The 22,401-nt window shown below is 62.1% G+C and carries 20 protein-coding genes and 1 pseudogene; 2 read left to right on the top strand and 19 right to left on the bottom strand.

The annotated features are described in order from the left end of the window. Nucleotides 1–21 precede the first annotated feature (21 nt). The 14 genes and pseudogenes from ureC to A7X77_RS21200 all read right to left on the bottom strand — a co-directional run bounded on the left by ureC (nucleotide 22) and on the right by A7X77_RS21200 (nucleotide 13,026). A complete protein-coding gene (gene ureC, locus A7X77_RS21265) occupies nucleotides 22–1,734 on the bottom strand; it encodes an urease subunit alpha (protein WP_064684823.1) in 1,713 nt (570 codons plus the stop codon). Nucleotides 1,735–1,737: 3 nt separating this feature from the next. Then, nucleotides 1,738–2,361: a Urease operon accessory protein gene (locus A7X77_RS21260; protein ID WP_197486874.1), complete on the bottom strand. Its 624-nt coding sequence runs from the start codon at nucleotides 2,359–2,361 to the stop codon at nucleotides 1,738–1,740. 16 nt (nucleotides 2,362–2,377) lie between these two features. After that, a complete protein-coding gene (locus A7X77_RS21255; RefSeq protein WP_064684821.1) occupies nucleotides 2,378–2,785 on the bottom strand; it encodes a lysozyme inhibitor LprI family protein in 408 nt (135 codons plus the stop codon). A gap of 12 nt (nucleotides 2,786–2,797) precedes the next feature. Next, nucleotides 2,798–3,103, bottom strand: coding sequence for an urease subunit beta (locus A7X77_RS21250; protein WP_064684820.1), 306 nt, complete (start codon nucleotides 3,101–3,103; stop codon nucleotides 2,798–2,800). A gap of 10 nt (nucleotides 3,104–3,113) precedes the next feature. After that, nucleotides 3,114–3,365, bottom strand: coding sequence for a DUF1272 domain-containing protein (locus tag A7X77_RS21245; protein ID WP_064684819.1), 252 nt, complete (start codon nucleotides 3,363–3,365; stop codon nucleotides 3,114–3,116). A gap of 9 nt (nucleotides 3,366–3,374) precedes the next feature. Beyond that, complete coding sequence (locus A7X77_RS21240) at nucleotides 3,375–3,677, bottom strand: urease subunit gamma (protein WP_064684818.1); 303 nt, start codon at nucleotides 3,675–3,677, stop codon at nucleotides 3,375–3,377. A 28-nt stretch (nucleotides 3,678–3,705) separates the two neighbouring features. Next, entirely contained in the window at nucleotides 3,706–4,527 is an 822-nt protein-coding gene (locus A7X77_RS21235; RefSeq protein ID WP_064684817.1) for an urease accessory protein UreD, read from the bottom strand. Nucleotides 4,528–4,676: 149 nt separating this feature from the next. Further along, nucleotides 4,677–5,372, bottom strand: a complete 696-nt coding sequence (gene urtE / locus A7X77_RS21230) for an urea ABC transporter ATP-binding subunit UrtE (RefSeq protein WP_003581844.1) — start codon at nucleotides 5,370–5,372, stop codon at nucleotides 4,677–4,679. Between the two features lie 18 nt (nucleotides 5,373–5,390). Then, nucleotides 5,391–5,909, bottom strand: a complete 519-nt coding sequence (locus A7X77_RS21225; protein ID WP_064684816.1) for a hypothetical protein — start codon at nucleotides 5,907–5,909, stop codon at nucleotides 5,391–5,393. A 75-nt stretch (nucleotides 5,910–5,984) separates the two neighbouring features. Then, the gene (gene urtD, locus A7X77_RS21220; RefSeq protein WP_064684942.1) at nucleotides 5,985–6,740 is read right to left on the bottom strand and encodes an urea ABC transporter ATP-binding protein UrtD; all 756 of its coding nucleotides are present in this window, start codon (nucleotides 6,738–6,740) and stop codon (nucleotides 5,985–5,987) included. Between the two features lie 77 nt (nucleotides 6,741–6,817). Continuing rightward, nucleotides 6,818–7,909, bottom strand: a pseudogene (gene urtC, locus A7X77_RS21215) (urea ABC transporter permease subunit UrtC); the annotation flags it as partial. Continuing rightward, nucleotides 7,906–9,528 (bottom strand): urea ABC transporter permease subunit UrtB, encoded by a 1,623-nt coding sequence (gene urtB, locus A7X77_RS21210; RefSeq protein ID WP_064684814.1) that lies wholly within the window; start codon nucleotides 9,526–9,528, stop codon nucleotides 7,906–7,908. The gene urtB and the pseudogene urtC, both read right to left, overlap by 4 nt. Nucleotides 9,529–9,641: 113 nt before the next feature. Beyond that, nucleotides 9,642–10,934, bottom strand: a complete 1,293-nt coding sequence (gene urtA / locus A7X77_RS21205; protein ID WP_064684813.1) for an urea ABC transporter substrate-binding protein — start codon at nucleotides 10,932–10,934, stop codon at nucleotides 9,642–9,644. 187 nt (nucleotides 10,935–11,121) lie between these two features. Beyond that, entirely contained in the window at nucleotides 11,122–13,026 is a 1,905-nt protein-coding gene (locus tag A7X77_RS21200; RefSeq protein ID WP_064684812.1) for an acid phosphatase, read from the bottom strand. Nucleotides 13,027–13,205: 179 nt separating this feature from the next. Between A7X77_RS21200 and A7X77_RS21195 the strand changes: the two genes are divergently transcribed. Beyond that, nucleotides 13,206–16,589 carry a hybrid sensor histidine kinase/response regulator gene (locus A7X77_RS21195; RefSeq protein ID WP_064684811.1) on the top strand — a complete coding sequence of 1,128 codons (3,384 nt, stop codon included), beginning with the start codon at nucleotides 13,206–13,208 and terminating at the stop codon, nucleotides 16,587–16,589. Next, entirely contained in the window at nucleotides 16,582–17,499 is a 918-nt protein-coding gene (locus A7X77_RS21190; RefSeq protein WP_064684810.1) for a response regulator transcription factor, read from the top strand. Before A7X77_RS21195 ends, A7X77_RS21190 begins: the two co-directional genes overlap by 8 nt. 277 nt (nucleotides 17,500–17,776) lie before the next feature. Here A7X77_RS21190 and A7X77_RS21185 read toward each other — a convergent pair whose 3' ends face one another. The 5 genes from A7X77_RS21185 to livM all read right to left on the bottom strand — a co-directional run bounded on the left by A7X77_RS21185 (nucleotide 17,777) and on the right by livM (nucleotide 22,400). Beyond that, nucleotides 17,777–18,898, bottom strand: coding sequence for a branched-chain amino acid ABC transporter substrate-binding protein (locus A7X77_RS21185; RefSeq protein WP_038690865.1), 1,122 nt, complete (start codon nucleotides 18,896–18,898; stop codon nucleotides 17,777–17,779). Between the two features lie 120 nt (nucleotides 18,899–19,018). After that, entirely contained in the window at nucleotides 19,019–19,372 is a 354-nt protein-coding gene (locus A7X77_RS21180) for a DUF6867 family protein (protein ID WP_037141013.1), read from the bottom strand. Nucleotides 19,373–19,390: 18 nt separating this feature from the next. Beyond that, nucleotides 19,391–20,134 (bottom strand): ABC transporter ATP-binding protein, encoded by a 744-nt coding sequence (locus A7X77_RS21175; protein WP_197486870.1) that lies wholly within the window; start codon nucleotides 20,132–20,134, stop codon nucleotides 19,391–19,393. Further along, nucleotides 20,134–21,009, bottom strand: a complete 876-nt coding sequence (locus A7X77_RS21170; protein ID WP_064684809.1) for an ABC transporter ATP-binding protein — start codon at nucleotides 21,007–21,009, stop codon at nucleotides 20,134–20,136. Before A7X77_RS21170 ends, A7X77_RS21175 begins: the two co-directional genes overlap by 1 nt. Continuing rightward, nucleotides 21,009–22,400, bottom strand: coding sequence for a high-affinity branched-chain amino acid ABC transporter permease LivM (gene livM / locus A7X77_RS21165; RefSeq protein WP_064684808.1), 1,392 nt, complete (start codon nucleotides 22,398–22,400; stop codon nucleotides 21,009–21,011). Before livM ends, A7X77_RS21170 begins: the two co-directional genes overlap by 1 nt. Nucleotide 22,401 lies beyond the last annotated feature (1 nt).

The raw sequence follows: 22,401 nt of genomic DNA, 5'->3' as shown, positions 1-22,401 counted from the left end.
GCGCGCACGGAACGACCGGGCCTAGAACAGGAAATAGCGCTGCGCCATCGGCAGCACCGACGCCGGCTCGCATGTCAGCAATTCGCCGTTCGCCCTGACTTCATAGGTCTCCGGATCGACCTCGATCTCCGGCGTCAGGTCGTTGTGGATCATCGATGCCTTGGAGATGCCGCCGCGGGTATTCTTCACCGCCAACAGGTCCTTCGCAACTCCGAGCTTGCCCTTGAGGCCGGCGTCGAGCGAGGCCTGGCTGACGAAAGTGACGGAGGAATTGGTGAGGCTCTTGCCGTAAGAGGCAAACATCGGCCGGTAGTGGACCGGCTGCGGCGTCGGGATCGAGGCGTTCGGATCGCCCATCGGCGCTGCCGCGATCGAGCCGCCGAGCAGCACCATATCCGGCTTCACGCCGAAGAAAGCCGGGTTCCACAGCACCAGGTCGGCGCGCTTGCCGATTTCGACGGAACCGATCTCATGGCTGAGACCATGCGCAATTGCCGGATTGATCGTGTATTTGGCGATATAGCGGCGGACGCGGAAATTGTCATTATCGCCCTTCTCTTCTTTCAGCCGGCCGCGCTGACGCTTCATCTTGTCGGCCGTCTGCCAGGTGCGGATCGCCACTTCACCGACGCGGCCCATCGCCTGGCTGTCAGAAGAGATGATCGAGAAGGCACCGATATCGTGCAGAATGTCTTCGGCCGCGATCGTCTCCTTGCGGATGCGGCTTTCGGCAAAGGCGATATCCTCGGGGATCGACGGCGACAAATGATGGCAGACCATCAGCATGTCGAGATGCTCGGCAATCGTATTGACCGTATAGGGCCGCGTCGGATTGGTGGAGGAAGGAATGACGTTCGGTTGGCCGCAGATCTTGATGATGTCAGGCGCGTGCCCGCCGCCCGCCCCTTCCGTATGGAAGGCATGAATGGTGCGGCCCTTGATGGCGCCGATCGTATCCTCGACGAAGCCGCTTTCATTCAGCGTATCGGTGTGGATCATCACCTGCACGTCATAGTCGTCGGCGACCGACAGGCAGCAGTCGATCGCGCCCGGCGTCGTGCCCCAGTCCTCATGCAGCTTCAGCGAAGTGGCGCCGCCCAGCACCATCTCGGTCAGCGCGCCCGGCAGCGAGGCATTGCCTTTGCCGGCAAAGGCGAGGTTCATCGGGAAGGCGTCGGCCGCTTCGATCATCCGCGCGATATGCCATGGGCCGGGCGTGCAGGTGGTGGCGAGTGTGCCATGCGCCGGTCCCGTGCCGCCGCCGAGCATGCAGGTCATGCCCGACATCAGCGCTTCCTCGATCTGCTGCGGCGCGATGAAGTGGATATGGCTGTCCATTCCGCCTGCCGTGACGATCTTGCCTTCGCCGGCGATCGCTTCGGTGCCAGGGCCGACGATGATATTGACGCCGGGCTGCGTATCGGGGTTGCCCGCCTTGCCGATCGCAGCGATGCGCCCGTTCTTGAGGCCGATATCGGCCTTGTAGATGCCTGTATGGTCGACGATCACCGCATTGGTGATGACGGTATCGACCGCGCCGTCCGCCCGCGTCACCTGGCTCTGGCCCATGCCATCACGGATCACCTTGCCGCCGCCGAACTTCACCTCCTCGCCATAGGTGGTGAAATCCTTCTCGATCTCGATGAAGAGCTCCGTGTCGGCAAGGCGCACCTTGTCGCCGGTGGTCGGTCCGAACATGCCGGCATAGGCGGCGCGCGAGATCTTGTAGGGCATCCATCAGGCTCCGTAGGAGGAAGAGACAAGCATTTTTCCGCCGAGCCGCCTGAGGCGGCCTGCGGCAATATAACTATCGACAAGCTGTCGTTCGGCGGCAAACGGGTGCCATTCCCAGCCGACGTGACCGAAGCCGGCGAGCATCACCTCGGCCTCGGCGTATGTGTTCAGCACCTCGGCGATGACGATCATGCCGCTGCTCGGCACGACATAGGGCGTGGGCGCAAAGGCCGCAAGCGAGGCATCGGCGGCCTCGTGGATCGATTTGTCGATCACGACACGCGTCTTGCCGGTCTCCGCGCAGAAGGCGCCGAATGCCTCCGTGTAGTCGTCGCAGAAATCGTCGAGATCGGGATGCGAGACGGCAAGCGGCGCCCGCATGGCGGCGAATTTGTCCGGGTCGCGCACGCTCCAGATTTCGCGAGCCGAAACGACGCCGGGATGGGTCCGCCACTCAAGCGAACCGAGCATCGCCTTTGCCGGCCGGCCGGTATTGCAAACCGCAACGGCGTCCGTGCGACTGCCGCCGGCGCCATAGGAACGGCAATCGTTGAAGCGGATGACGAAATCGGCAGCATCGATGATGCCCGCCTCTCCCTCACCAACCTCGCCATTGCCGACGATCACGATCTTCCTGATCACCTTAGTTGCTCATCGTGTCTTCGAGCTCTTTCAGCTCTTGCGTTCGTTTGTCAGTGATGTTGGCGAGGCATCCGGCGACCAGCATCGGCTCCATCGTACCGCCACGGGCCTGGAAGCCGAAGGCGTCGCACTCGGCGTCGCGATAATCGATCCAGGCGCGTTGTGCCTTGACCAGTGCCTGCTCCGCGCCCTTCATGTCGCCATCGAGATCCTTGTCGATCGCCGCAAGAGCCGCCCGGGTCTTCTTATATTGCGCATTCAAAGCTTTGTCCGCGGTCTCGTGGCGCGCCGCCTCGCAAGAGGTCATGTCCGATTGCGTCTTGGGATTCTGGCAATCGATATCCTGAGCGGAGGCACCACTCGCGGCCAGCAGCATCGCCGCCCCGATGAGGCAGATGTTCAAACGCATGCATCCCTCCCGTTAAAGCTTGCCCATCACCAGCTGACGGAAACCATAGACCTCGCGCTTGCCGGCAAGCGGGATCAGCGTCACAGACCGCGTCTGTCCCGGCTCGAAGCGCACGGCCGTTCCGGCTGGAATATCCAGCCGCTTGCCATGCGCCGCCGCCCGGTCGAAAGACAGCCCGGCGTTGGTCTCGGCGAAATGATAGTGGCTGCCGACCTGCACTGGCCGATCGCCGGTATTGGAAACCTCCAGCGTCACCGTCGGTGCGCCGGCATTGAGTTCGATGTCGCCGTTTACGGCAATGATCTCGCCTGGAATCATCTCGTTCCCCTTACGCTGCCTTGGGCGCGCAGCCCTCGGCCTTCAGCACGCGTTTCGTCGACGCCGGATGTTTGGCGAGCATGGCCGCCGGCCGAATGGGCCTCGCAACGAGATTGCCGCCGCAATTCGGGCATGCGTCCTTCAGCACATCGTCTGCGCAGTCAGCGCAGAAAGTGCATTCATAGGTGCAGATCCGCGCCTCGGCGCTCTCCGGCGGCAAATCCTTGTCGCAGCACTCGCAGTTGGGTCTGAGCTCCAGCATTCTACTTCCTCACCGGATCGGTTCGTGGACGGTGACGAGCTTGGTGCCATCGGGAAACGTCGCCTCCACCTGCACGTCATGAAACATCTCGGCAACGCCCTCCATCACCTGATCGCGGCTGATCACGTGGGCGCCGGCTTCCATCAGTTCGGCGACGGGGCGGCCGTCGCGGGCGCCCTCGACGACGAAGTCGCTGATCAGCGCGATTGCCTCGGGATAGTTCAGCTTGACGCCGCGCTCGAGCCGCCGCCGCGCCACCATCGCCGCCATTGAAATCAGCAGCTTGTCTTTTTCTCTCGGAGTGAGGTTCATTGCTTGTCCATCTGCTTGATGCTTAGCTTTAGAGATTCCAGACTTTCGGCACAGGCGCACCGTTGCGCAAGACGGAAATGACAGGGATCAGGATTTTTCTCAGCGTGAAGCCGTCGGCCGCCGCAAGGCGTACGATCAGCTTGTCGCTCCAGGCGCTTGCACCGCCCATCATACCCTCGACCAGCGGACGGACCCTGCCGAGATAGGCTTCGGCCAGCGGCCCGGCATAAAGCAGCGTCGCGAAGGCAACTTGCCCGCCGAGCACCGCCTGGCGCGCCGCCAGCGCCGCAACACCTTCGGAGAGCCTGAGCTCCTCGGCATGGATCAGCCGGCCCGAGCGGCGGATGCGCCAGCGGTCGCGAAAGAGACCCCTGTCGACCGTCTCTCCCATCGCCTTGCGGCCGAGCAGCACGGCTTCGACGGCCAGGAATTCGGCGCTCTCGTCGAGATCCACATCGAGCCGGCGGAAGAGCGCCGCCCGGTCGAACAGGATCGTTTCCTGTGGCAGCCAGTCGACCCGCGCTCCCGCCCCCACCTCGATGCGGGTCCTCACCTCTGCGACGCCGGCCGATGCCTTGTAGATCTTTTCGCAGGCCTGGGTGGTGACGTCGATCTTCGTGCCGGCGCCGGCAACGACGCTCCAGTCCATTCGGTCGCCGCCGGTCAGCCCACCGGCGGTGTTGATGATGACGGCTTCCATCGAGGCATCGAACGTATCCGGCAGGCGGATCTTCGCCGCGCCCTCCTGATAGAGCTCGCGGATGCGCGTACGGCCGCCGAACACCTTTGCCGCCAGATGTCCGCGCCCCTCCGCTCTTTGCGGTCTCGTGCCTGCCGCCGCAATCATCATAACGTCCCTTTCGGTCGCGCTACCGGTTCATTCGATCGCGCGGGTGACGGAAGCAAAGCAATTCCCATGCCGTCCCGAACAGACCTTTTGGCGGCGGGCGAAGGCTTCGAAGCGTCGAGCCTGCTGCTGCAAAATACGGCATCTGCCGGTCAAACGGTCAGATGACGGCGAGCCTCCGGCGTATCCAGCGTCTCGGCAAGTCCTTCATGTACGATCTCACCGCGATCCATGATGTAAACGTAGTCGGCAAGCTCCCGGCAGAAATCGAGATATTGTTCGACGAGCAGGATCGCCATGCCGGTGGAATCGCGCAGGTAACGGATCGCCCTGCCGATATCCTTGATGATCGACGGCTGGATGCCTTCGGTCGGCTCGTCGAGCACGAGTATCCTCGGCCGCGTCACCATGGCTCGTCCGATCGCCAGCTGTTGCTGCTGCCCGCCGGAAAGATCGCCGCCGCGACGCGACAGCATCGACTTCAGCACCGGGAAAAGGCTGAAGATATCGTCGGGGATGTTGCGGTCGCGGCGGCCGAGCGGAGCAAAGCCGGTTTCGAGATTTTCCTTGACCGTCAGCAACGGGAAAATCTCCCGCCCCTGCGGCACATAGCCGATCCCCTGCTTGGCGCGGGCGAAAGGCGGAAGGCCGTTCAGCCTGGTATCGTTGAAGGTGACGGTCCCGGCCGATAGCGGATGCTGGCCGGTCACGGCGCGCAGCAGCGAACTCTTGCCGACGCCGTTGCGTCCCAGCACGCAGGTAATCTTGCCCATCTCCGCTTTGATCGAGATGCCGCGCAGCGCCTGCGCCGCGCCGTAATGCAGATTTGCGTTTTCGACTGTCAGCATCCGTTCACCCGTTTCCCATCAGTTCATCAGCGTGCGCCTCAGCGTCTGCAAGGCGTACTCCTGTTCTTTCGTTCTCTCGCCGCCAACTGCGGCCACGTCCTCGGCAATGCCGATCAGCTGCTGACGCTCCGGTATGTCGAGCGCCTTTAGCCAGAGATCCCGGAAGCGGCGGATCGGATCTTCGGGGCTCGTCACGTTCTTGGACGCCCACTCGCCGAAAACCAGCACCTCTTCCATATCGCCCGGCCGGATGATGCCCTTCATGCGGTTGCGGACGACATCCTTCGCCGCGTCGAGATACATCGGTTTCTCCTTGCCAAGGCAGAAGAAGAAGGCCACCGCCGCAATCGCCGGATCGGCGATCGAGGCCAGCGGCGCTGCCTCCGCCTGTTTGCGAAGCTTTCCGCGCTTATAGGCGCCCCGCATGCGCTCGACGGAATCGATGATCTCGTTTCCCGCCTCACGCACCATTTTAAAACGCCAATACCAGATGACAGCGCCGCTGATCGCCGCGACCAGAATACCGAGAAAAGCCATCACGAAACCCCACGATAAAACCCCCTCGTTTTAGAGCGTGTTCCCTTGTCAGGTTCAAGCCTGCAGTTGCATTCATCACCGCCCCAGATAGTTCTCGATCACCTTAGGATCGGCGCTGACGAAGTCGATCGAGCCTTCCGCCAGCACCGAGCCTTCTGCAAGGCAGGTCACCTTGACGCCGAGGTCGCGGATGAAGCCCATATCGTGTTCGACAACGACGACCGAGCGGGTCCTGGCAATGTCCTTGAGCAGGATCGCCGTCTCCGCCGTTTCCGCATCGGTCATGCCGGCCACCGGCTCGTCGACGAGCAGCAGCTTCGGCTCCTGCGCAAGCAGCATGCCGATCTCCAGCCACTGCTTCTGCCCGTGCGAGAGGTTGGCGGCCAACTCGTCGCGTCGGTGCGTCAGCCGCACCGTCTCGAGAATCTCCTCGATGCGTGCCGTGTCCTCCCCCGAAAGCCGGTATAATAGCGTCGAAAACACCGAGCGGCGGCGGTTAAGCGCCAGTTCGAGATTGTCCCACACCGTATGGCTTTCGAAGACCGTCGGCTTCTGGAATTTGCGGCCGATGCCGAGTTGGGCGATATCGGCTTCGTCCTTCTTGGTGAGGTCGATGGTGCCGTTGAAGAACACCTCGCCTTCGTCAGGCCTGGTCTTGCCGGTGATGATGTCCATCATCGTCGTCTTGCCGGCTCCGTTCGGGCCGATGATGGCGCGAAGTTCGCCCGGTTCGATGACGATCGACAGCGAATTCAATGCCTTGAAGCCATCGAAGGAAACCGAGACGCCGCTGAGATAAAGCACGCTGGTGGGTTTGACGTCAGGGATCATGACCTTCACTCCGCTGCCTGAATTTTCGGCTCGACACCGTCTTCCTGCACCGCCGGCGGCACAGGCTTGCTGACGACTTTCCGCTTGGCGAAATAATGCGAGACCGTGCCGACGACGCCCTTCGGCAGGAACAGCGTGACGGCGACGAAAAGACCGCCGAGCGCAAACAGCCAGAACTCCGGAAAGAGACCGGTGAAGATCGTCTTGCCGCCATTGACGAGGATCGCGCCGATGATCGGCCCGATCAGCGTCCCCCGCCCACCGACCGCCGTCCAGATGACGACTTCGATGGAATTGGCCGGCGCGAACTCGCCGGGATTGATGATGCCGACCTGCGGCACGTAGAGCGCGCCGGCTATGCCCGCCATCATCGCCGAGACGACGAAGGTGAAGAGCTTGAAATGCTCGACGCGATAGCCGAGGAAACGCGTGCGGCTTTCCGCATCGCGCACGCCAACCAGCACCTTGCCGAATTTCGAGCGCACGATTGCCGAGGCGATCGTAAGCGACAGCGCCAGGAAGACCGCGGTCGCGGCAAAGAGGCTGGCGCGCGTGCCGTCGGCCTGGATGTTGAAGCCGAGGATATCCTTGAAGTCGGTCATGCCGTTATTGCCGCCGAACCCCATGTCGTTGCGGAAGAAGGCAAGCAGCAGCGCATAGGTCATCGCCTGGGTGATGATCGAGAGGTAAACGCCGTTGACGCGCGAGCGGAAGGCAAACCAGCCGAAGACGAAGGCGAGCAGACCGGGCACGGCGAGCACCATCAGCGCGGCGAACCAGAACTGGTCGAAACCGTACCAGAACCAGGGCAGCTCCTTCCAATTCAGGAACACCATGAAGTCCGGCAGAACAGGATCCCCATAGACGCCGCGCGAGCCGATCTGGCGCATCAGATACATGCCCATCGCGTAACCGCCGAGTGCGAAGAAGGCGCCGTGGCCGAGCGAGAGGATGCCGCAGAAACCCCAGACGAGATCAAGCGCCAGCGCCAGCAGCGCATAGGTCAGATATTTGCCGAACAGCGCCATGATATAGGTCGGAATGTGCAGCGGATGGCTCGGACCGGTCGCAAGGTTCAAGACCGGCACCAGGATGGCGGCCGCCAGCAACAAGGCGACTGCGACAGAGATCCTACGATCGAGAGACCGGAGAAGGAAGGCCGTTATCATGCTTCCACCGCCCTTCCTTTGAGTGCGAAGAGCCCGCGCGGACGCTTCTGAATGAAGAGAATGATGAGGACGAGCACCAGGATCTTACCGAGCACGGCGCCGGCGAAGGGCTCGAGAAACTTATTGACGACGCCGAGTGACAGGGCGCCAACCAGCGTGCCCCAGAGATTGCCGACACCGCCGAAGACGACGACCATGAAGCTGTCGATGATGTAGTTCTGGCCGAGATTCGGCGAGACGTTGTCGATCTGCGAGAGCGCCACGCCGGCCATGCCGGCAATGCCGGAGCCGAGCGCGAAGGTGAAGGCGTCGACCCAGCCGGTGCGGATCCCCATTGAGGAGGCCATGCGCCGGTTCTGCGTCACCGCGCGCATCTGCAGGCCGAAGGCGGAGCGCTTGAGCAGCATCAGCAGCGCCAGGAAGACGACCATCGAGAAGACGATAATCCAGAGCCGGTTCCAGGTGATGACGAGCCCGCCGAAATCGAAGGCGCCGGACATCCAGCTCGGATTGCGGACCTCGCGATTGGTCGGGCCGAAATAGCTGCGGATTGCCTGCTGCAGGATCAGCGAAACGCCCCAGGTGGCGAGGAGCGTCTCCAACGGCCGGCCATAGAGATAGCGGATCACCGAACGTTCGATCACCAAGCCGACGAGGCCGGTGAAGAGGAAGGCAGCCGGCACCGCAAAGGCCAGCGAATAATCGGCAAGCGAAGGAAAGGCCGAGGCGATCGTTTCCTGCACGACATAGGTCGTATAGGCGCCGATCATCACCATTTCGCCATGCGCCATGTTGATGACACCCATGACGCCGAAGGTGATCGCAAGGCCGATCGCAGCAAGCAGCAGCACCGAACCGAGCGACAGGCCGTACCAGACGTTTTGGACGACATCCCAAAGCGCCAGATCGCGGTTGATCGAACTGATCTCGGCCTGGATCGCCGGCTTCAGATCGTCGGGCGCGGTCGCCATCGCCATCGACAGGATCGTCATCGCATTCCGGCCGCCGCGGCCGGCGATCGTATCGATCGCGGCCTTCTTCTCCTCGATGCCGGCGTCGCTCTTCAGCACCATCACCGCGCGCGCCGCTTCCATGGTGTTTTTGATCTCACCGTCCTTCTCGGCAGACAGAGCCGAACTCAGGAGATCGAGATTGGCGGGATCGGCATCCTTGAGCATGCCCTCGGCCGCTGCGAGCCGCGCGGAGCGATCCGGGCTCAGCAGCGTCAGCTGGCTCATCATGGTCGTAATCGTCGTGCGCAGCGCGTTGTTGATCTTGACCTTCGACATCACGTCGGGGTCGATGTCAGCGACCGCCTCACCGGTGATCGGATCGGAATAAACCGGCTCGTCCTCCGTGCCGCCCTGCACGAGAACGGGGCCGCCTTCCGAATTGACGTAGAGCTGGCCGTCGCTCAAGCGCTGCAGGATCTGGCTGACATGCGAATCCCCGGAAGCGACGAGTGCCCGGATCGCCGCATCGCGCTCGGGAAAGCCGCCGACGCCGAGCGCATCGACAAGGACGTGCACATCGTCCTGGGCGCGAACGCCGGCACCCGGTAGCGTCAGCCCCGAAATCAGGCACAATGTCAGAAGAAAAATCTTGATGGCGCGAAACATCGGCTCTCTCGCCTTGATTGTCGTTGAGCTGGAGGCGCAGCGGTAAGGACGGAGCTTCCGCCCGGATCAGCTCCGGACGGAAGTCTTCAGGCTGTCAACGGATCAGGTCTTCCTCAGGAGCCCTTGCCGCCGCACTTACCGGTCGCAACATTGAAGTTGCCGCAGTTGAGGGGCTTGCGCCAATCGGAGATCAGGTCCTTGGAGTCGGGCAGGTAATCCGACCATTCGTCGCCGACGACGGCAGGCGTCTGCTGGACGATTTCGAACTGGCCGTCGGCCTGGATTTCACCGATCAGCACCGGCTTGGTGATGTGGTGGTTCGGCATGACGGTGGCATAGCCGCCGGAGAGGTTCGGAACGGTGACGCCGATGATGTTGTCGAGGACGGCATCGGTGTTGGTGGTGCCGGCGGCCTGCACGGCCTTTACCCAGGCGTTGAAGCCGATATAGGCGGCCTCCATCGGGTCGTTGGTCACGCGCTTGTCGTTCTTGGTGAACGCATGCCATTCCTTGATGAACTTCTTGTTGGCCGGGCTTTCGACCGACTCGAAATAGTTCCAGGCGGCGAGGTGGCCGACGAGCGGCTTGGTGTCGAGACCGGCAAGCTCTTCTTCGCCGACCGAGAAGGCGACAACCGGAATATCGGTTGCCTTGATGCCCTGGTTGCCGAGTTCCTTGTAGAAGGGCACGTTGGCATCGCCATTGATGGTGGAGACGACCGCGGTCTTCTTGCCGGCCGAGCCGAATTCCTTGATCTTGGCGACTTCCGTCTGCCAGTCGGAGAAGCCGAAGGGCGTGTAGTTGACGAGAATGTCTTCCTTCGGAATGCCCTTGGATTCGAGATAGGCCGCAAGGATCTTGTTGGTCGTGCGGGGATAGACGTAGTCGGTGCCTTCGAGCACGAAGCGCTTCACGCCCTCGGTGTTCATCAGGTAGTCGACGGCCGGGATCGCCTGCTGGTTCGGCGCTGCGCCGGTGTAGAAGATGTTGCGCGAGGATTCTTCGCCTTCATACTGCACCGGATAGAAGAGCAGCGAGTTCAGCTCTTCGAATACCGGCAGGACGGATTTGCGCGAGGACGAGGTCCAGCAGCCGAAGACGGCGGCGACCTTGTCCTTTTCGATCAGCTCACGCGCCTTTTCGGCAAAGAGCGGCCAGTCGGAAGCCGGATCGACGACAACGGCTTCGAGCTTCTTGCCGAGAAGGCCGCCCTTCTTGTTCTGCTCGTCGATGAGCATCAGCATGGCGTCTTTCAGCGTGGTTTCGGAAATCGCCATCGTGCCTGAAAGCGAATGCAGCACGCCGACCTTGATCGTATCGTCGGCGGCAACCGCGCCGCTGAAGGCAGCTGACGCCGCCATGACGGCGCCAAGCGCGGCACCTGTAATAGTAGTTCTGAGATTCATCTGATTGAACTCCCCTCTTTTGTTCCGCAACAGGCCGGAAACGGAAATCAACTGTTGCCGAGGGGACTATCGGGTGCCGCAGCGCAAAAACACATACGCAAAATGACGTAGGCGCAGGGATAAACGGGCAGGCCGGGAAGCAAGGGCATCCCCGCAGCCGGGAACGCCCTCCATCCTGAGACGGAAATCAGCCCTCGATCGTCAGCGTAACCGATGTCGGACCGTAGGAGAGGCTCGCCTTATGGCCGGAGATGGTGAACTTGCCGAAGCTGCCGGTGACGTTGCCCGCTTTCAGGATCTCGATCTTTGTTCCGGGGGTCGGGGTGAAGCCGTCGGCAAGCGTCACGTCGAGGTCGCCGGCGAGCTCTGCCTTGCCGTTGACAACGAGGGTGCCCGCGCCGTTCGCGCCGAGTGCAAGCTTTGCCACTGCATTGGCGATCTGCTGATAATCGCCCCGCACGCTCAACGGCTTTTCGGCCGCCACGACGAGCGAACCGCCGTTCACCGTCAGCGCGCCGGTGCCGAAAGCCGTAGACGAACTGGCGACCAGCACGCCTTCTTCCAGAACGGTACCGCCCGCATAGCTGTTGGCGCCCGATAGCCCAAGGATGCCGCTGCCGCTCTTCACCAACCTGCCCTTGCCGCCGATGTCGTTGCGCCAGGTGTCGATTGCGCTGAAGCCGCCCTTGGCCGCATCCATCGTTACGGTCACGTCCTGGTCGAAAGCACCATAACCGTCGGCGGCAGCAAACAGATTGAGGCGGCCGTAACCTTCCGCGTCGTCGAGGAGCGGATAGCCGGAAGCGATTTCCGTCGTCTTCAGAACCTCGCGGCGCTGTTCGCTGTCGAGATAAGGCAGACGCGTTTCGAGCAGCGCTTCGGCGCCCTGCGGCACGCGGGCCGGCTGGTCGGTTGCATGAATGATCGGCAGGCCGTAGCTCAGGCGCTGCAGCACGTAGGCGCGGTTGGCGTCATGATCGGCGAAGCGGTCCGCGGCGAGCGGTGCGGCATGGGCAGCGACTTCGAGCGCATCCGCATCGGCAACGCCTGATTTGGCGATGAGCCATGACTGCGCCTGGGCATAAGCATCGCTCTTCAGCGCAGCATTATCGGCCTTGTTCAGATTGTAGACGACTGTCGCGGTGCCGAGCATGCGGCCGCCCATCACGTCGAGCGGAGAATGCATGCCGGAAAGAATGCGATCTTCGCCCAGTTCGCTGGCGCGCGTGATCATTTCCTGAAAGCGCTGCGGTACGAGATAGGCCATGGCGAGCGCATCCCGCCAGGCTTCCGCCGTATGTCCGCTCGGGAAACCGCCATCCTCGACCGGCTTGCCGCTCTTGGCGGGCACCAGGGTCGGGACAACCGACACGTCCTGGCTCCAGCGGTAGGGGCGGCCATATTTGAAATAGCGCTTGGCGGGTTCCGTCGAGCCGTCAGCGCTTGCGGCGTTGATGAAGTCGATCGCAAGCCCCATGTCCGGGTTGGCCTCGGTCTTGTTTTCGGTGTCCGGCTTGCTGCCGGCGCCGCGGTTGTTGCCCTTGTCGTCATATTTGACCGTCGTCGCGTCGGCCGCCACCTCGGTGATCGTGGTGGTCTGCTTGGAGCCGGCCTTCCAGGCATCCGTCAGCGGACCGAGGCCGTCGACGATGCTGGCGTTCTTGCCGCGCCGGTCGTCGAGATAGGCGGCAACCGCCTGCTCGTCTGTCCGCGCCTTGGTCACCTTGACGGCATAGGCGATATTGGCGTCATGGACGAGCTTGTTGACGATCTGGCCATCGGTTTTGCTGAGGGGAATGCCGTCCCAATCCGTCTTGGCGACCGCCGGGCAATTGTCCTTGGCCGGCGCTTCGACACCCGCGTCGACAAAAGGCGTGCGCGGGGTCCAGACTTCGAGGAAGCCGGAGAGAAGGTGAACCGCGGCATTGGTGTCCACCGTCGAGAAGCAGGCATCACCGCGTTTGTTGGTGTTTCCGGCCTCGACATAAGGCGATTTCGCCACCGTGGCCTGCTCAGCGCCGGCAAGCGAGGGCACGATCGAAATGAGGCAGACGAGAGCGGTGCTCAGGCGGAAAAGGCTTGAAACAGACATGGGTGGCACCTGAAATGGTTGAAGGAACGGCGGGAGGGTTTAGAGGGCTAGTGTGACAGAGCGGCTTCAAAAATATGGCAGTTCAGTGAATCTCCCAGTGCTCCGCCCCTTGCCTTTCTCACCCATCCCGCCAAAACTGTTTCGAGACGATAGGCCAACCGGAATGCCGGAAGGAAGACATGGCAGCGCGCCAACGCATCATTCCGGTAAGACGCGAGTATAATCGCTGGGTCGCCAACCAGACGCTGGAAGATTACGCGCTGCGCTTTACCGCAAAGAGCGCCCGCCATTTCTCCTCCCAACGCATCGCACAGACGGCGATCGGCGCGATCTCCTTCCTGGCGCTCGAGGCGATCGGCGGCGCCATCACCCTCTCCTACGGCACGACCAACGCCTTATACGCCATCATCGTCGCTTCGCTCGCCATGCTGGCAATCGGTCTGCCGATCAGCCGATACGCCATCCGCCACGGCGTCGATATCGATCTGCTGACGCGCGGCGCCGGTTTCGGCTACATCGGCTCGACCATCACCTCGCTGATCTATGCGAGCTTCACCTTCATGCTGTTTGCGATCGAGGCCTCGATCATGTCCGGCGCGTTGGAGCTGGCGCTCGGCATTCCCCTCTGGATCGGCTATATCGTCAGCGCCGTCATGGTGATCCCACTGGTGACGCACGGCGTGCGGCTGATCAGCAAGTTCCAGCTGATGACCCAGCCCTTCTGGATCGTGCTGAATATCCTGCCCTTCCTCTTCATCGCCTTCATGGACTGGGAGAAATTCGATCTCTGGCGCGCCTTTGCCGGCATCCGCCATGTCTCAGGCCCGCCCGGCACCGTCGCCGATTTCGATCTGGTGGAGTTCGGCGCCGCCTCCGCCGTCATCCTCGCCCTGATGTCGCAGATCGGCGAACAGGCCGACTTCCTGCGCTTCCTGCCGCCGGAGCCGCGGCGCAAGTGGCGCCATCGCCTCGCCGTCTTCCTTGCCGGGCCCGGCTGGGTTGTCATTGGCGCGCCGAAGCTGCTTGCCGGTTCCTTCCTGGTTGTGCTGACCTTGGCCTCGGGCGTGCCGGTCGATCGCGCCGCCGACCCGGCGCAGATGTATCTGACCGCCTTCGGCTATATGGTCCCCTGGCCTAATGCCGCGCTGTTGCTGATGGCGGCCTTCGTCGTCGTCTCGCAGTTGAAGATCAACGTAATGAACGCCTATGCCGGCTCGCTCGCCTGGTCGAACTTCTTCTCGCGGCTGACTCACAGCCATCCCGGCCGCGTCATCTGGCTGGTCTTCAACGTCGCGATCGCCCTTTTGCTGATGGAACTTGGCATCTACCGGCTGCTGGAGGAGACGCTCGGCATCTTCTCGATCGTCGCCATGGCCTGGCTTTGCACGATCTTCGCTGATCTCTTCATCAACAAGCCGCTGGGGCTCGCTCCCCCCGGTATCGAGTTCAAGCGCGCTCACCTCTACGACATCAATCCGGTCGGCCTTGGGGCCATGGCGATGTCGGCAACGGTGTCGCTGATCGCTCATTTCGGCGCCTTCGGCCCGCTCGCCGCCTCTCTTGCCCCCTATATCAGCCTCGCCGTCGCGCTCATCGCCTCGCCGGCACTCGCCTGGGTGACGAAAGGCAAGTTCTATCTCGCCCGCAAGCCGCGCCAGAGCTGGAAGAACCTGACGAACATCACCTGCTCCGTCTGCGAGCACCCTTTCGAGCCGGAGGATATGGCATGGTGCCCGGCCTATGCCGCGCCGATCTGTTCGCTCTGCTGCTCGCTCGACAGCCGCTGCCACGACATGTGCAAGCCGGCCGCCCGTTTCAATGCGCAGGTCGGCACCGTCGCCAAGGTCCTGCTGCCGGAAACCGTTCTCAGCAAACTGACGACGCGCCTTGGCCGATACGGCATCGCCGTCGTTCTGGCCTTGGCCGCCATCGGCGCGATCCTGGCGATGATCGCCCATCAGGTCGCCGCCGCCTCCCCCGAGACGGCCGAGGTGGTCAACCGCACCATCCTGGTCGTCTTCTTCGTCTTTTCGGTGATATCCGGCGTCGTCTGCTGGTTCTACGTGCTCGCCCATGACAGCCGCGTCGTCGCCGAGGAGGAATCCTCGCGCCAGAACACCCTGCTGCTCAAGGAAATCGCCGCCCACAAGAAGACCGACGCCGCCTTGCAGAACGCCAAGGAGATGGCCGAGGCCGCCAACCGCGCCAAGAGCCGCTATGTCGTTGGCCTCAGCCATGAGCTTCGCACGCCGCTGAATGCCGTGCTCGGCTATGCCCAGATCCTGGAGCGTGACGAAACCATTCCTGCGCCGCGCCAATCCTCAATCAAGGTCATCCGCCGCAGCGCTGAACATCTTTCCGGGTTGATCGACGGCCTGCTCGATATCTCCAAGATCGAGGCCGGCCGTCTGCAGGTCTACTCGAACGAGATCAACATCCAGGATTTCCTCGACCAGATCGTCGAGATGTTCCGGCCGCAGGCACAGGCAAAGGGGCTTACCTTCGCTCACGATCGCTCGCCGGCCCTGCCGCAATTCGTCCGCACGGACGAAAAACGGCTGCGCCAGATCCTCGTCAACCTGCTCTCCAATGCCATCAAGTTCACCGACGAAGGCAGCGTCAGCTTCGATGTCGGCTATCGCAGCCAAGTGGCGACCTTTACCGTTGCAGATACCGGCCGCGGCATCACCGAGAAGGACCTCCCTCGCATCTACGAACCCTTCCAGCGCGGCGAGGCCGAAAGCGTGCGGCCGATGCCGGGTCTCGGGCTCGGTCTCACCATCACCCGGCTTCTGACCAACACGCTCGGCGGCGAGATTTCGGTCTCGAGCGTCAAGGACGAGGGTTCGACCTTTCGCGTGCGGCTGATGCTGTCGGCGGTCATGCGCGCTGCCGCCCCGCCGCAAGAAAAGCGCATCATCGGTTATGACGGTTCGCGCCGCACTGTGGTTGTCGTCGACGACAATGAGGATCACCGCGAGATGATGCGCGAAATCCTGGCGCCTCTCGATTTCATCGTCCTGACCGCGGCAGGCGGCACCGAATGCCTGACGCTGATCGACGGCATCATGCCGGATCTCTTCCTCGTCGATATCCTGATGCCCGGCATGAACGGCTGGCAGCTCGTCTCGCGCCTGCGCGAGGCCGGCCAGACGGCGCCGATGGTAATGCTGTCGGCCAATATCGGCGATGCCGCCGTTCTGAGCGATAGCGACGACAGCCACAATGATGCGATCGGCAAGCCGGTCGATATCCGCCAGCTGCGCGACAAGCTCGCTTTGCATCTCGGCCTGAATTGGATCTATGCCGACGACGCCCACGCCGTTGTGGAAGAAACCGAAGCGCCGATGCTCAGTCCTGGACCAGCCCATGTGCAGGAATTGCTGCGGCTCGGCGAGATCGGCTATATTAGAGGCATCGAAGCCAAGCTTTCGGACCTTGCAAAGCTGGAAGCAAATCGGCCATTCACAGAGGAGCTTCGCGCCTATGTCGCCGCGTTCGATATGACCGGCTTCATGGCCTTCCTGCACGACTTCGACGAAAAGGTGGAATCCATTGGCTGAGCCGGCCCTGCCCCGCGACATCGTTCTGCTTGTCGATGACTCGCCCGAAGCGCTCGGCTTCCTGACCGATGCGCTCGAACAGTCCGGCTTCTCCGTGCTGATCGCCACCTCCGGTACGGCTGCCCTTGGGATCGTCGAGCGCATCACGCCCGATCTCATCCTGCTCGACGCTGTCATGCCCGCCATGGATGGCTTCGAGACCTGCCGCAGGCTGAAGGCGAATGCAGCTGTGGCGCAGGTGCCCGTTATCTTCATGACCGGCCTGACCGAGACCGAACATGTCGTGCATGCGCTGGAATCCGGCGGTGTCGATTACCTCAGCAAACCGATCAATATCGACGAGCTGCGCGCCCGCATTCGCGTCCATCTCAGAAATGCCCGCTCGACCCAGAGCGCCCGCGTCGCCCTCGACGCCGCCGGGCGCCATCTGCTGGCAGTCAAGGGCGACGGCGCGATCCATTGGTCGACGCCGCAGGCAACGCGTCTTGTCGATGCCGCCATGGGCAGCGACGACGGCATGGAAATCGTCGTCCGCCATATCGCCGGCTGGATGCGCGACCGCGCAAGTGCTGGGCGCGACGGCATCATCTCGATCGCCCATGCCGGCCGGGCGGCGCTGCAGCTCGCCTTCCTCGGCGCGATCGGCCCGGACGAATATCTGTTTCGCCTCACCGCTGCCAATCGGCGCAGCGACGACGAGGCGCTGCGCCAGCACTTCTCGCTCACCCAGCGCGAGTCCGAAGTGCTGCTCTGGATCGCCAAGGGCAAGGCCAACCGCGACATCGGCGAAATATTGGGATTGTCGGCGCGCACGGTGAACAAGCATCTCGAACAGATCTACGTGAAGCTCGGAGTCGAAAACCGGGCATCGGCCGCCGTGAAGGCGACCCATGTGCTGCACGAGATGTGAGAATAAAGCACGTCGCATCAAATTCGATTCATGCGACGCGCTTTAGCTCTTTGTTTTGATGCATGTCGTTGTCCCGGAACCATACATTAGTTTAGTTGGCGGCATGGGATCGCCGCCGTCGAAATTGCCGAGGATCTTCGCGTGACGGCCGTTTTCGGGCAGCCCCCAGGCAGCAGGTAGGTGGCCCCGCCACGAACGGAAATCGAAACCTTCGTAAAACAAAGAAGCCCGGTCGGAACCGGGCTTCGATCTCAGATCCCAAAGGGGAGGTTTATGCTTACATGCCTTGCGGGACGTAGGTGTACTTGCCGTCCGCGCCCTTCTTCCATTCGTACATGATGTAACCAGGAATCTTCGGGTCGCCCTTTTCGTCGAACGAAATGTCGCCGAGAACCGTCGGGAACGGGCCCTTTTCCTTCATGGCCGTGGCAACGGCTTCAGGATCCACCGAACCGGCAGCCTTGGCCGCACCGGCGATCGCCTGCATCGCAGCGTAGGAGTAGAGCGTGTAGGCTTCCGGGTTGAAGCCGGCGGCCTTGAACTTTTCGACGAGTTCCTTGTTGGCCGGGTTCAGCGTCGGGTCAGGACCGAAGGTATTGAGCGTACCGGCAACGGCGTCACCGGCGATCGAGGCCAGTTCGTTCGAAACGATACCATCGCCCGAAACCAGCGTTGCCTTCAGGCCCTGGTCGGCAGCCTGGCGGATGATGAGGCCGGCCTCGGTGTGCAGGCCGCCCCAATAGATGATCGAGACGCCGGCTTCCTTCATCTTGGCGATGAGGGCCGAAAAGTCCTTGTCGCCGACGTTGATGCCTTCGTACATGACTTCGGTCACGCCGGCGGCATTCATCGCCTTCTTGGTTTCGTCTGCAAGGCCCTGACCGTAGGGGGTCTTGTCGTGAACGACGGCGATCTTGGCGTCCTTGAAGTGGTCGGCAAGATACTTGCCGGCGATGGCGCCCTGCTGGTCGTCACGGCCGCAGGTGCGGAACGTGTTCCAGAGACCGCGCTCGGTGAACTTCGGGTTGGTAGCGGCCGGGGTGATTTCGAGAATGCCGTTTTCGGCATAAACTTCCGAAGCCGGGATCGAAACGCCCGAGTTGAAGTGGCCGATGACGAACTTGACGCCGTCAGCAACGAATTTGTTGGCGACCGAAATGCCCTGCTTCGGGTCGGAGACGTCGTCGCCGAGCTCGATCTTGATCTGCTCGCCGTTGATGCCGCCGGCAGCGTTGATGTCGGCGGCCGCCTGCTCGGCGCCCTTCTGAAGCTGCGCGCCGAAAGCGGCATTCGGGCCGGTCAGCGGACCAGCGACAGCGATGAGGACGTCGGCCCAGGCGTTGCCGCTGAAGGCGACCATCGCCGTCAGAGCCACTGCCGACAGAAGAGACTTCTTCATATTGTTACTCCCAATTTTTGGGCGGGTTCCGGTCCAAGACCCGGCGCATTACCCACCATTGACTGCGCCAGGAAAGCTGTTCCACTCTGAAGGCAATTCATGCCTAGTTTCAACGGACTGTCAATGTTTGTCCTTCCACGAAAACGCGGAAGTTTTTTCGTACAGCCAGTAATAGTTGTTGACCATTTGGTTGGTGCGGCGAAAGCGGAAGCCGGCGGTCGAGAAGACCAGCAACGTCACGAAGTCGATGCCATAATAGAGGGCGCTGAGCATCGGTCCATTGAACAAGGCGTGGTGCAGAAACTGCATCGCCCAGGCGAGCAGGAAGGTATAGACGACCGCCAGCGGATAATTGTTCCAACCGTCGGCGACTGCCTTGCCAGCCCGCCACGCGGTCCAGAAGCCGATCAGCACGACAAGGGCGCGAATGACGAGACGGACGCTGTCATCGCTTTCGAAGAAAAGTCCCTGCATCTCAACTCTCCCTTCGAGCTAGTGTCTTCCGCCTTCGAGATAGGCGGCACGGACCTCGGGATTGGCGAGCAGCTCCTTGCCGGAACCGCTCATCGTCACCTTGCCGTTCACCATCACATAGGCGCGATGCGAAAGCCTCAGCGCCGCGAAGGCGTTCTGCTCGACCAGGAACACGGTGAGGCCTTCCTGCTCATTGAGCTTGCGGATTGCCTCGAAAATGCCCTTGACGATCAGCGGCGCGAGGCCGAGCGAGGGTTCGTCGAGCAGCAGCAGCTTCGGGCGCGCCATCAGGGCGCGGCCGATCGACAGCATCTGCTGCTCGCCGCCCGAAAGCGTGCCGCCGCGCTGGGCGTGACGTTCCTTGAGACGCGGGAAGAGCGTAAAGATCTTCTCGACGTCCTCGGCGAAGTGCTTGAGATTGTCGAGGCCGGCGCCCATCTGAAGGTTTTCCAGCACCGTCATTCGCGGGAAGATGCGGCGTCCCTCAGGCGACTGCGCGATCCGCAGGCGCGCAATCTCGTGTGTCGGCAGCTTGGTGATATCGCGGCCCTCGAAGACGACCGCGCCCTTGCGGGCTTGTGGGCTGCCGCAGATCGTCATCATCAGCGTCGACTTGCCGGCGCCGTTGGCGCCGATCAGGCTGACGATTTCGCCCTTGTTGACCTGGACATCGATGCCGGCCAGCGCCCGGATATTGCCATAATAGGTTTCGACGCCATTCACCTGAAGGAGCGGTTGACCCGTCATTACTTCGTCGCCCATCAGTTTGCGCCTCCTTCGAGCTGCTCGACGGTTGCGATCACTTCTTCCACTTCCTCATCCTCGACGCCGAGATAGGCCGCGATGACCTTCGGATCGTTCTTCACGTGATCCGGCGTGCCATCGGAAATCTTCTGGCCGTATTCGAGGACGACGACGTGGTCGGAGATTTCCATGACAACCGACATGTCGTGCTCGATGAGCAGAATGGAGGTTCCGGTTTCGGCGCGGATGTTCTGCAACAGCGCATTCAGCGTTGCCGATTCCCGCGGGTTGAGACCGGCCGCCGGCTCGTCCAGGCAAAGCAGCTCCGGGCCGGTGCACATGGCGCGCGCAATCTCCAAACGCCGCTGGGCGCCATAGGGCAGATCACCGGCCGGATCGTCGGCGCGGTCGATCAGATCAGCCTTCTCAAGCCAGTGCCGTGCAAGCTCGACCGCAGCCGTCGCCTCTCGCCGATAGGGACCGATGCCGATGAGGCCGAGGATCGTATAACCCGATGCCTGCATCAGCTTGTTGTGCTGGGCAACCAGCAAATTTTCGAGAACGGTCAGGCCGGAGAACAGCCGGATGTTCTGGAAGGTGCGCGCCACCTTGGCTTCTTTGGTGATGCGAAAGTCCGGCAGACGCTCCAGCAGGTACTGTTTGCCGTTACTCTGATTGAGCGTAATCATCCCCATCGTCGGCTTATAGAAGCCGGTGATGCAGTTGAAGACAGTGGTCTTGCCGGCGCCGTTCGGCCCGATCAGCGCGGTGATGTCGCCGCGCTTGGCTTCGAAGGAGAAGTCGTTGATGGCCATCAGGCCGCCGAACTTCATCGACAGGTGCTCGACCTTGAGCAGCGTATCGCTCGACATCGTGTTGGTCACGGGGCTCATCAACCATGGCCCTCCTTGGTAAAGCTTCCGGATATTGCCTTGCGCTCCTTGAGGAAGGCGGTCGGTTCACGCGAGCCGACGAAACCGCGCGGCTTGAACAGCATGACGACGACCATGGCGAGGCCGAAGAGCAGCATGCGGTAAAGTTCCGGCGTGAAGTCCGGCCCGAAGACCGCTTTCAGGAAGTCCATTTCGCGCAGCGCCTCGGTGCCGCCGACCATGACGATCGCAGCGATCGCGATGCCCGTCAGCGAACCCATGCCGCCGAGAACGACGATGGCGAGAACGACCGCCGATTCCAGGAAGATGAAGGATTCCGGCGAAACGAAGCCCTGGCGCGCTGCGAAGAACGAACCGGCGAAGCCGCCGAACATCGCTCCCGTCGCGAAGGCCGTGAGCTTGGTTGTCACCGTGTTAATGCCGAGCGAACGGCAGGCGATCTCGTCTTCGCGCAGCGCTTCCCAGGCACGCCCGATCGGCATGCGGCGCAGCCGGATGGTGACGTAGGCCGTCAGCATGCAAAGCGCCAGGATGAGATAGAAGAGGAAGATCTTATAATAGGCGGAGGACATCGGCAGCTGGAAGAGCTTGGCAAAGCCGCCGGCTGTCGCATCGAAGGGGATGCCGAAGAGCGTCGCCTTCGGAATGCTCGAGATACCGAACGTCCCCCTGGTCACATCGGTCCAGTTGATGAGGACGAGACGGATGATCTCGCCGAAGGCAAGCGTGACGATGGCGAGGTAGTCACCGCGCAGGCGCAGCACCGGAAAGCCGAGGATGACACCCCAGAGTGCGGCCAAGATGCCGGAAAGCGGCAGCAGCACCCAGAAGGACAGGCCGAAATAGCTCGACAGCAACGCGTAGGAATAGGCACCGACCGCGTAGAAGGCGACATAGCCGAGATCGAGCAGGCCGGCGAGACCGACGACGATGTTCAGCCCCCACGCGAGCATCACGTAGATCAGGATCTGGATGCCGAAATTGTCCACCCATTTCAGCGAACCCTGGGCACCGACGAGTGCCACGATGACGACAGGATAGAGCACCAGCGCGAGCAGCGCGATCTTCAGGAAATGGCGATGAAAAAAGCTCTTCTCGGTCGAAATGTCGAGATCGCCTTGCCGTGCCTTTCTGAGCTTGCGGCGGTCGATGTTCGGCTTGATGAATACGACCATGACGAAACGGCCGATCGCGGCGACGGCGACGAAGATCGCAAGCAATCCCCAGCGCTGGACGATGATCAGCTCGTTGTTGATGTTCTGGTCGGTCTTCAGACCAACATAGAGGACGAACATGCCGAGTGACAGGACGGCGGCGAAAAGGGCTTCGGTAAGGCCTTTGCGGACAAGTCCGGCATCGGGCTTGCCTGCAGAATTCTCGATGTTTGCCATG

This window comes from Rhizobium bangladeshense (assembly GCF_001662075.1).
GTDB lineage: Bacteria > Pseudomonadota > Alphaproteobacteria > Rhizobiales > Rhizobiaceae > Rhizobium > Rhizobium bangladeshense_B.
Note: the sequence above shows the minus strand (reverse complement) of the source record. Positions and strands in the feature narration are given on the sequence as shown.

Bases quoted from the DNA above. Each gene is read 5' to 3' on its own strand.
- A7X77_RS21235 (WP_064684817.1), bottom strand. From the start codon at position 4,527: ATGATGATTGCGGCGGCAGGCACGAGACCGCAAAGAGCGGAGGGGCGC.
- livM (WP_064684808.1), bottom strand. From the start codon at position 22,400: ATGGCAAACATCGAGAATTCTGCAGGCAAGCCCGATGCCGGACTTGTC.
- A7X77_RS21250 (WP_064684820.1), bottom strand. From the start codon at position 3,103: ATGATTCCAGGCGAGATCATTGCCGTAAACGGCGACATCGAACTCAAT.
- A7X77_RS21180 (WP_037141013.1), bottom strand. From the start codon at position 19,372: ATGCAGGGACTTTTCTTCGAAAGCGATGACAGCGTCCGTCTCGTCATT.
- A7X77_RS21185 (WP_038690865.1), bottom strand. From the start codon at position 18,898: ATGAAGAAGTCTCTTCTGTCGGCAGTGGCTCTGACGGCGATGGTCGCC.
- A7X77_RS21175 (WP_197486870.1), bottom strand. From the start codon at position 20,134: ATGGGCGACGAAGTAATGACGGGTCAACCGCTCCTTCAGGTGAATGGC.
- A7X77_RS21240 (WP_064684818.1), bottom strand. From the start codon at position 3,677: ATGAACCTCACTCCGAGAGAAAAAGACAAGCTGCTGATTTCAATGGCG.
- urtA (WP_064684813.1), bottom strand. From the start codon at position 10,934: ATGAATCTCAGAACTACTATTACAGGTGCCGCGCTTGGCGCCGTCATG.
- A7X77_RS21195 (WP_064684811.1), top strand. From the start codon at position 13,206: ATGGCAGCGCGCCAACGCATCATTCCGGTAAGACGCGAGTATAATCGC.
- A7X77_RS21200 (WP_064684812.1), bottom strand. From the start codon at position 13,026: ATGTCTGTTTCAAGCCTTTTCCGCCTGAGCACCGCTCTCGTCTGCCTC.
- A7X77_RS21255 (WP_064684821.1), bottom strand. From the start codon at position 2,785: ATGCGTTTGAACATCTGCCTCATCGGGGCGGCGATGCTGCTGGCCGCG.
- ureC (WP_064684823.1), bottom strand. From the start codon at position 1,734: ATGCCCTACAAGATCTCGCGCGCCGCCTATGCCGGCATGTTCGGACCG.
- A7X77_RS21225 (WP_064684816.1), bottom strand. From the start codon at position 5,909: ATGGCTTTTCTCGGTATTCTGGTCGCGGCGATCAGCGGCGCTGTCATC.
- A7X77_RS21245 (WP_064684819.1), bottom strand. From the start codon at position 3,365: ATGCTGGAGCTCAGACCCAACTGCGAGTGCTGCGACAAGGATTTGCCG.
- urtB (WP_064684814.1), bottom strand. From the start codon at position 9,528: ATGTTTCGCGCCATCAAGATTTTTCTTCTGACATTGTGCCTGATTTCG.
- urtD (WP_064684942.1), bottom strand. From the start codon at position 6,740: ATGATCCCTGACGTCAAACCCACCAGCGTGCTTTATCTCAGCGGCGTC.
- urtE (WP_003581844.1), bottom strand. From the start codon at position 5,372: ATGCTGACAGTCGAAAACGCAAATCTGCATTACGGCGCGGCGCAGGCG.
- A7X77_RS21170 (WP_064684809.1), bottom strand. From the start codon at position 21,009: ATGAGCCCCGTGACCAACACGATGTCGAGCGATACGCTGCTCAAGGTC.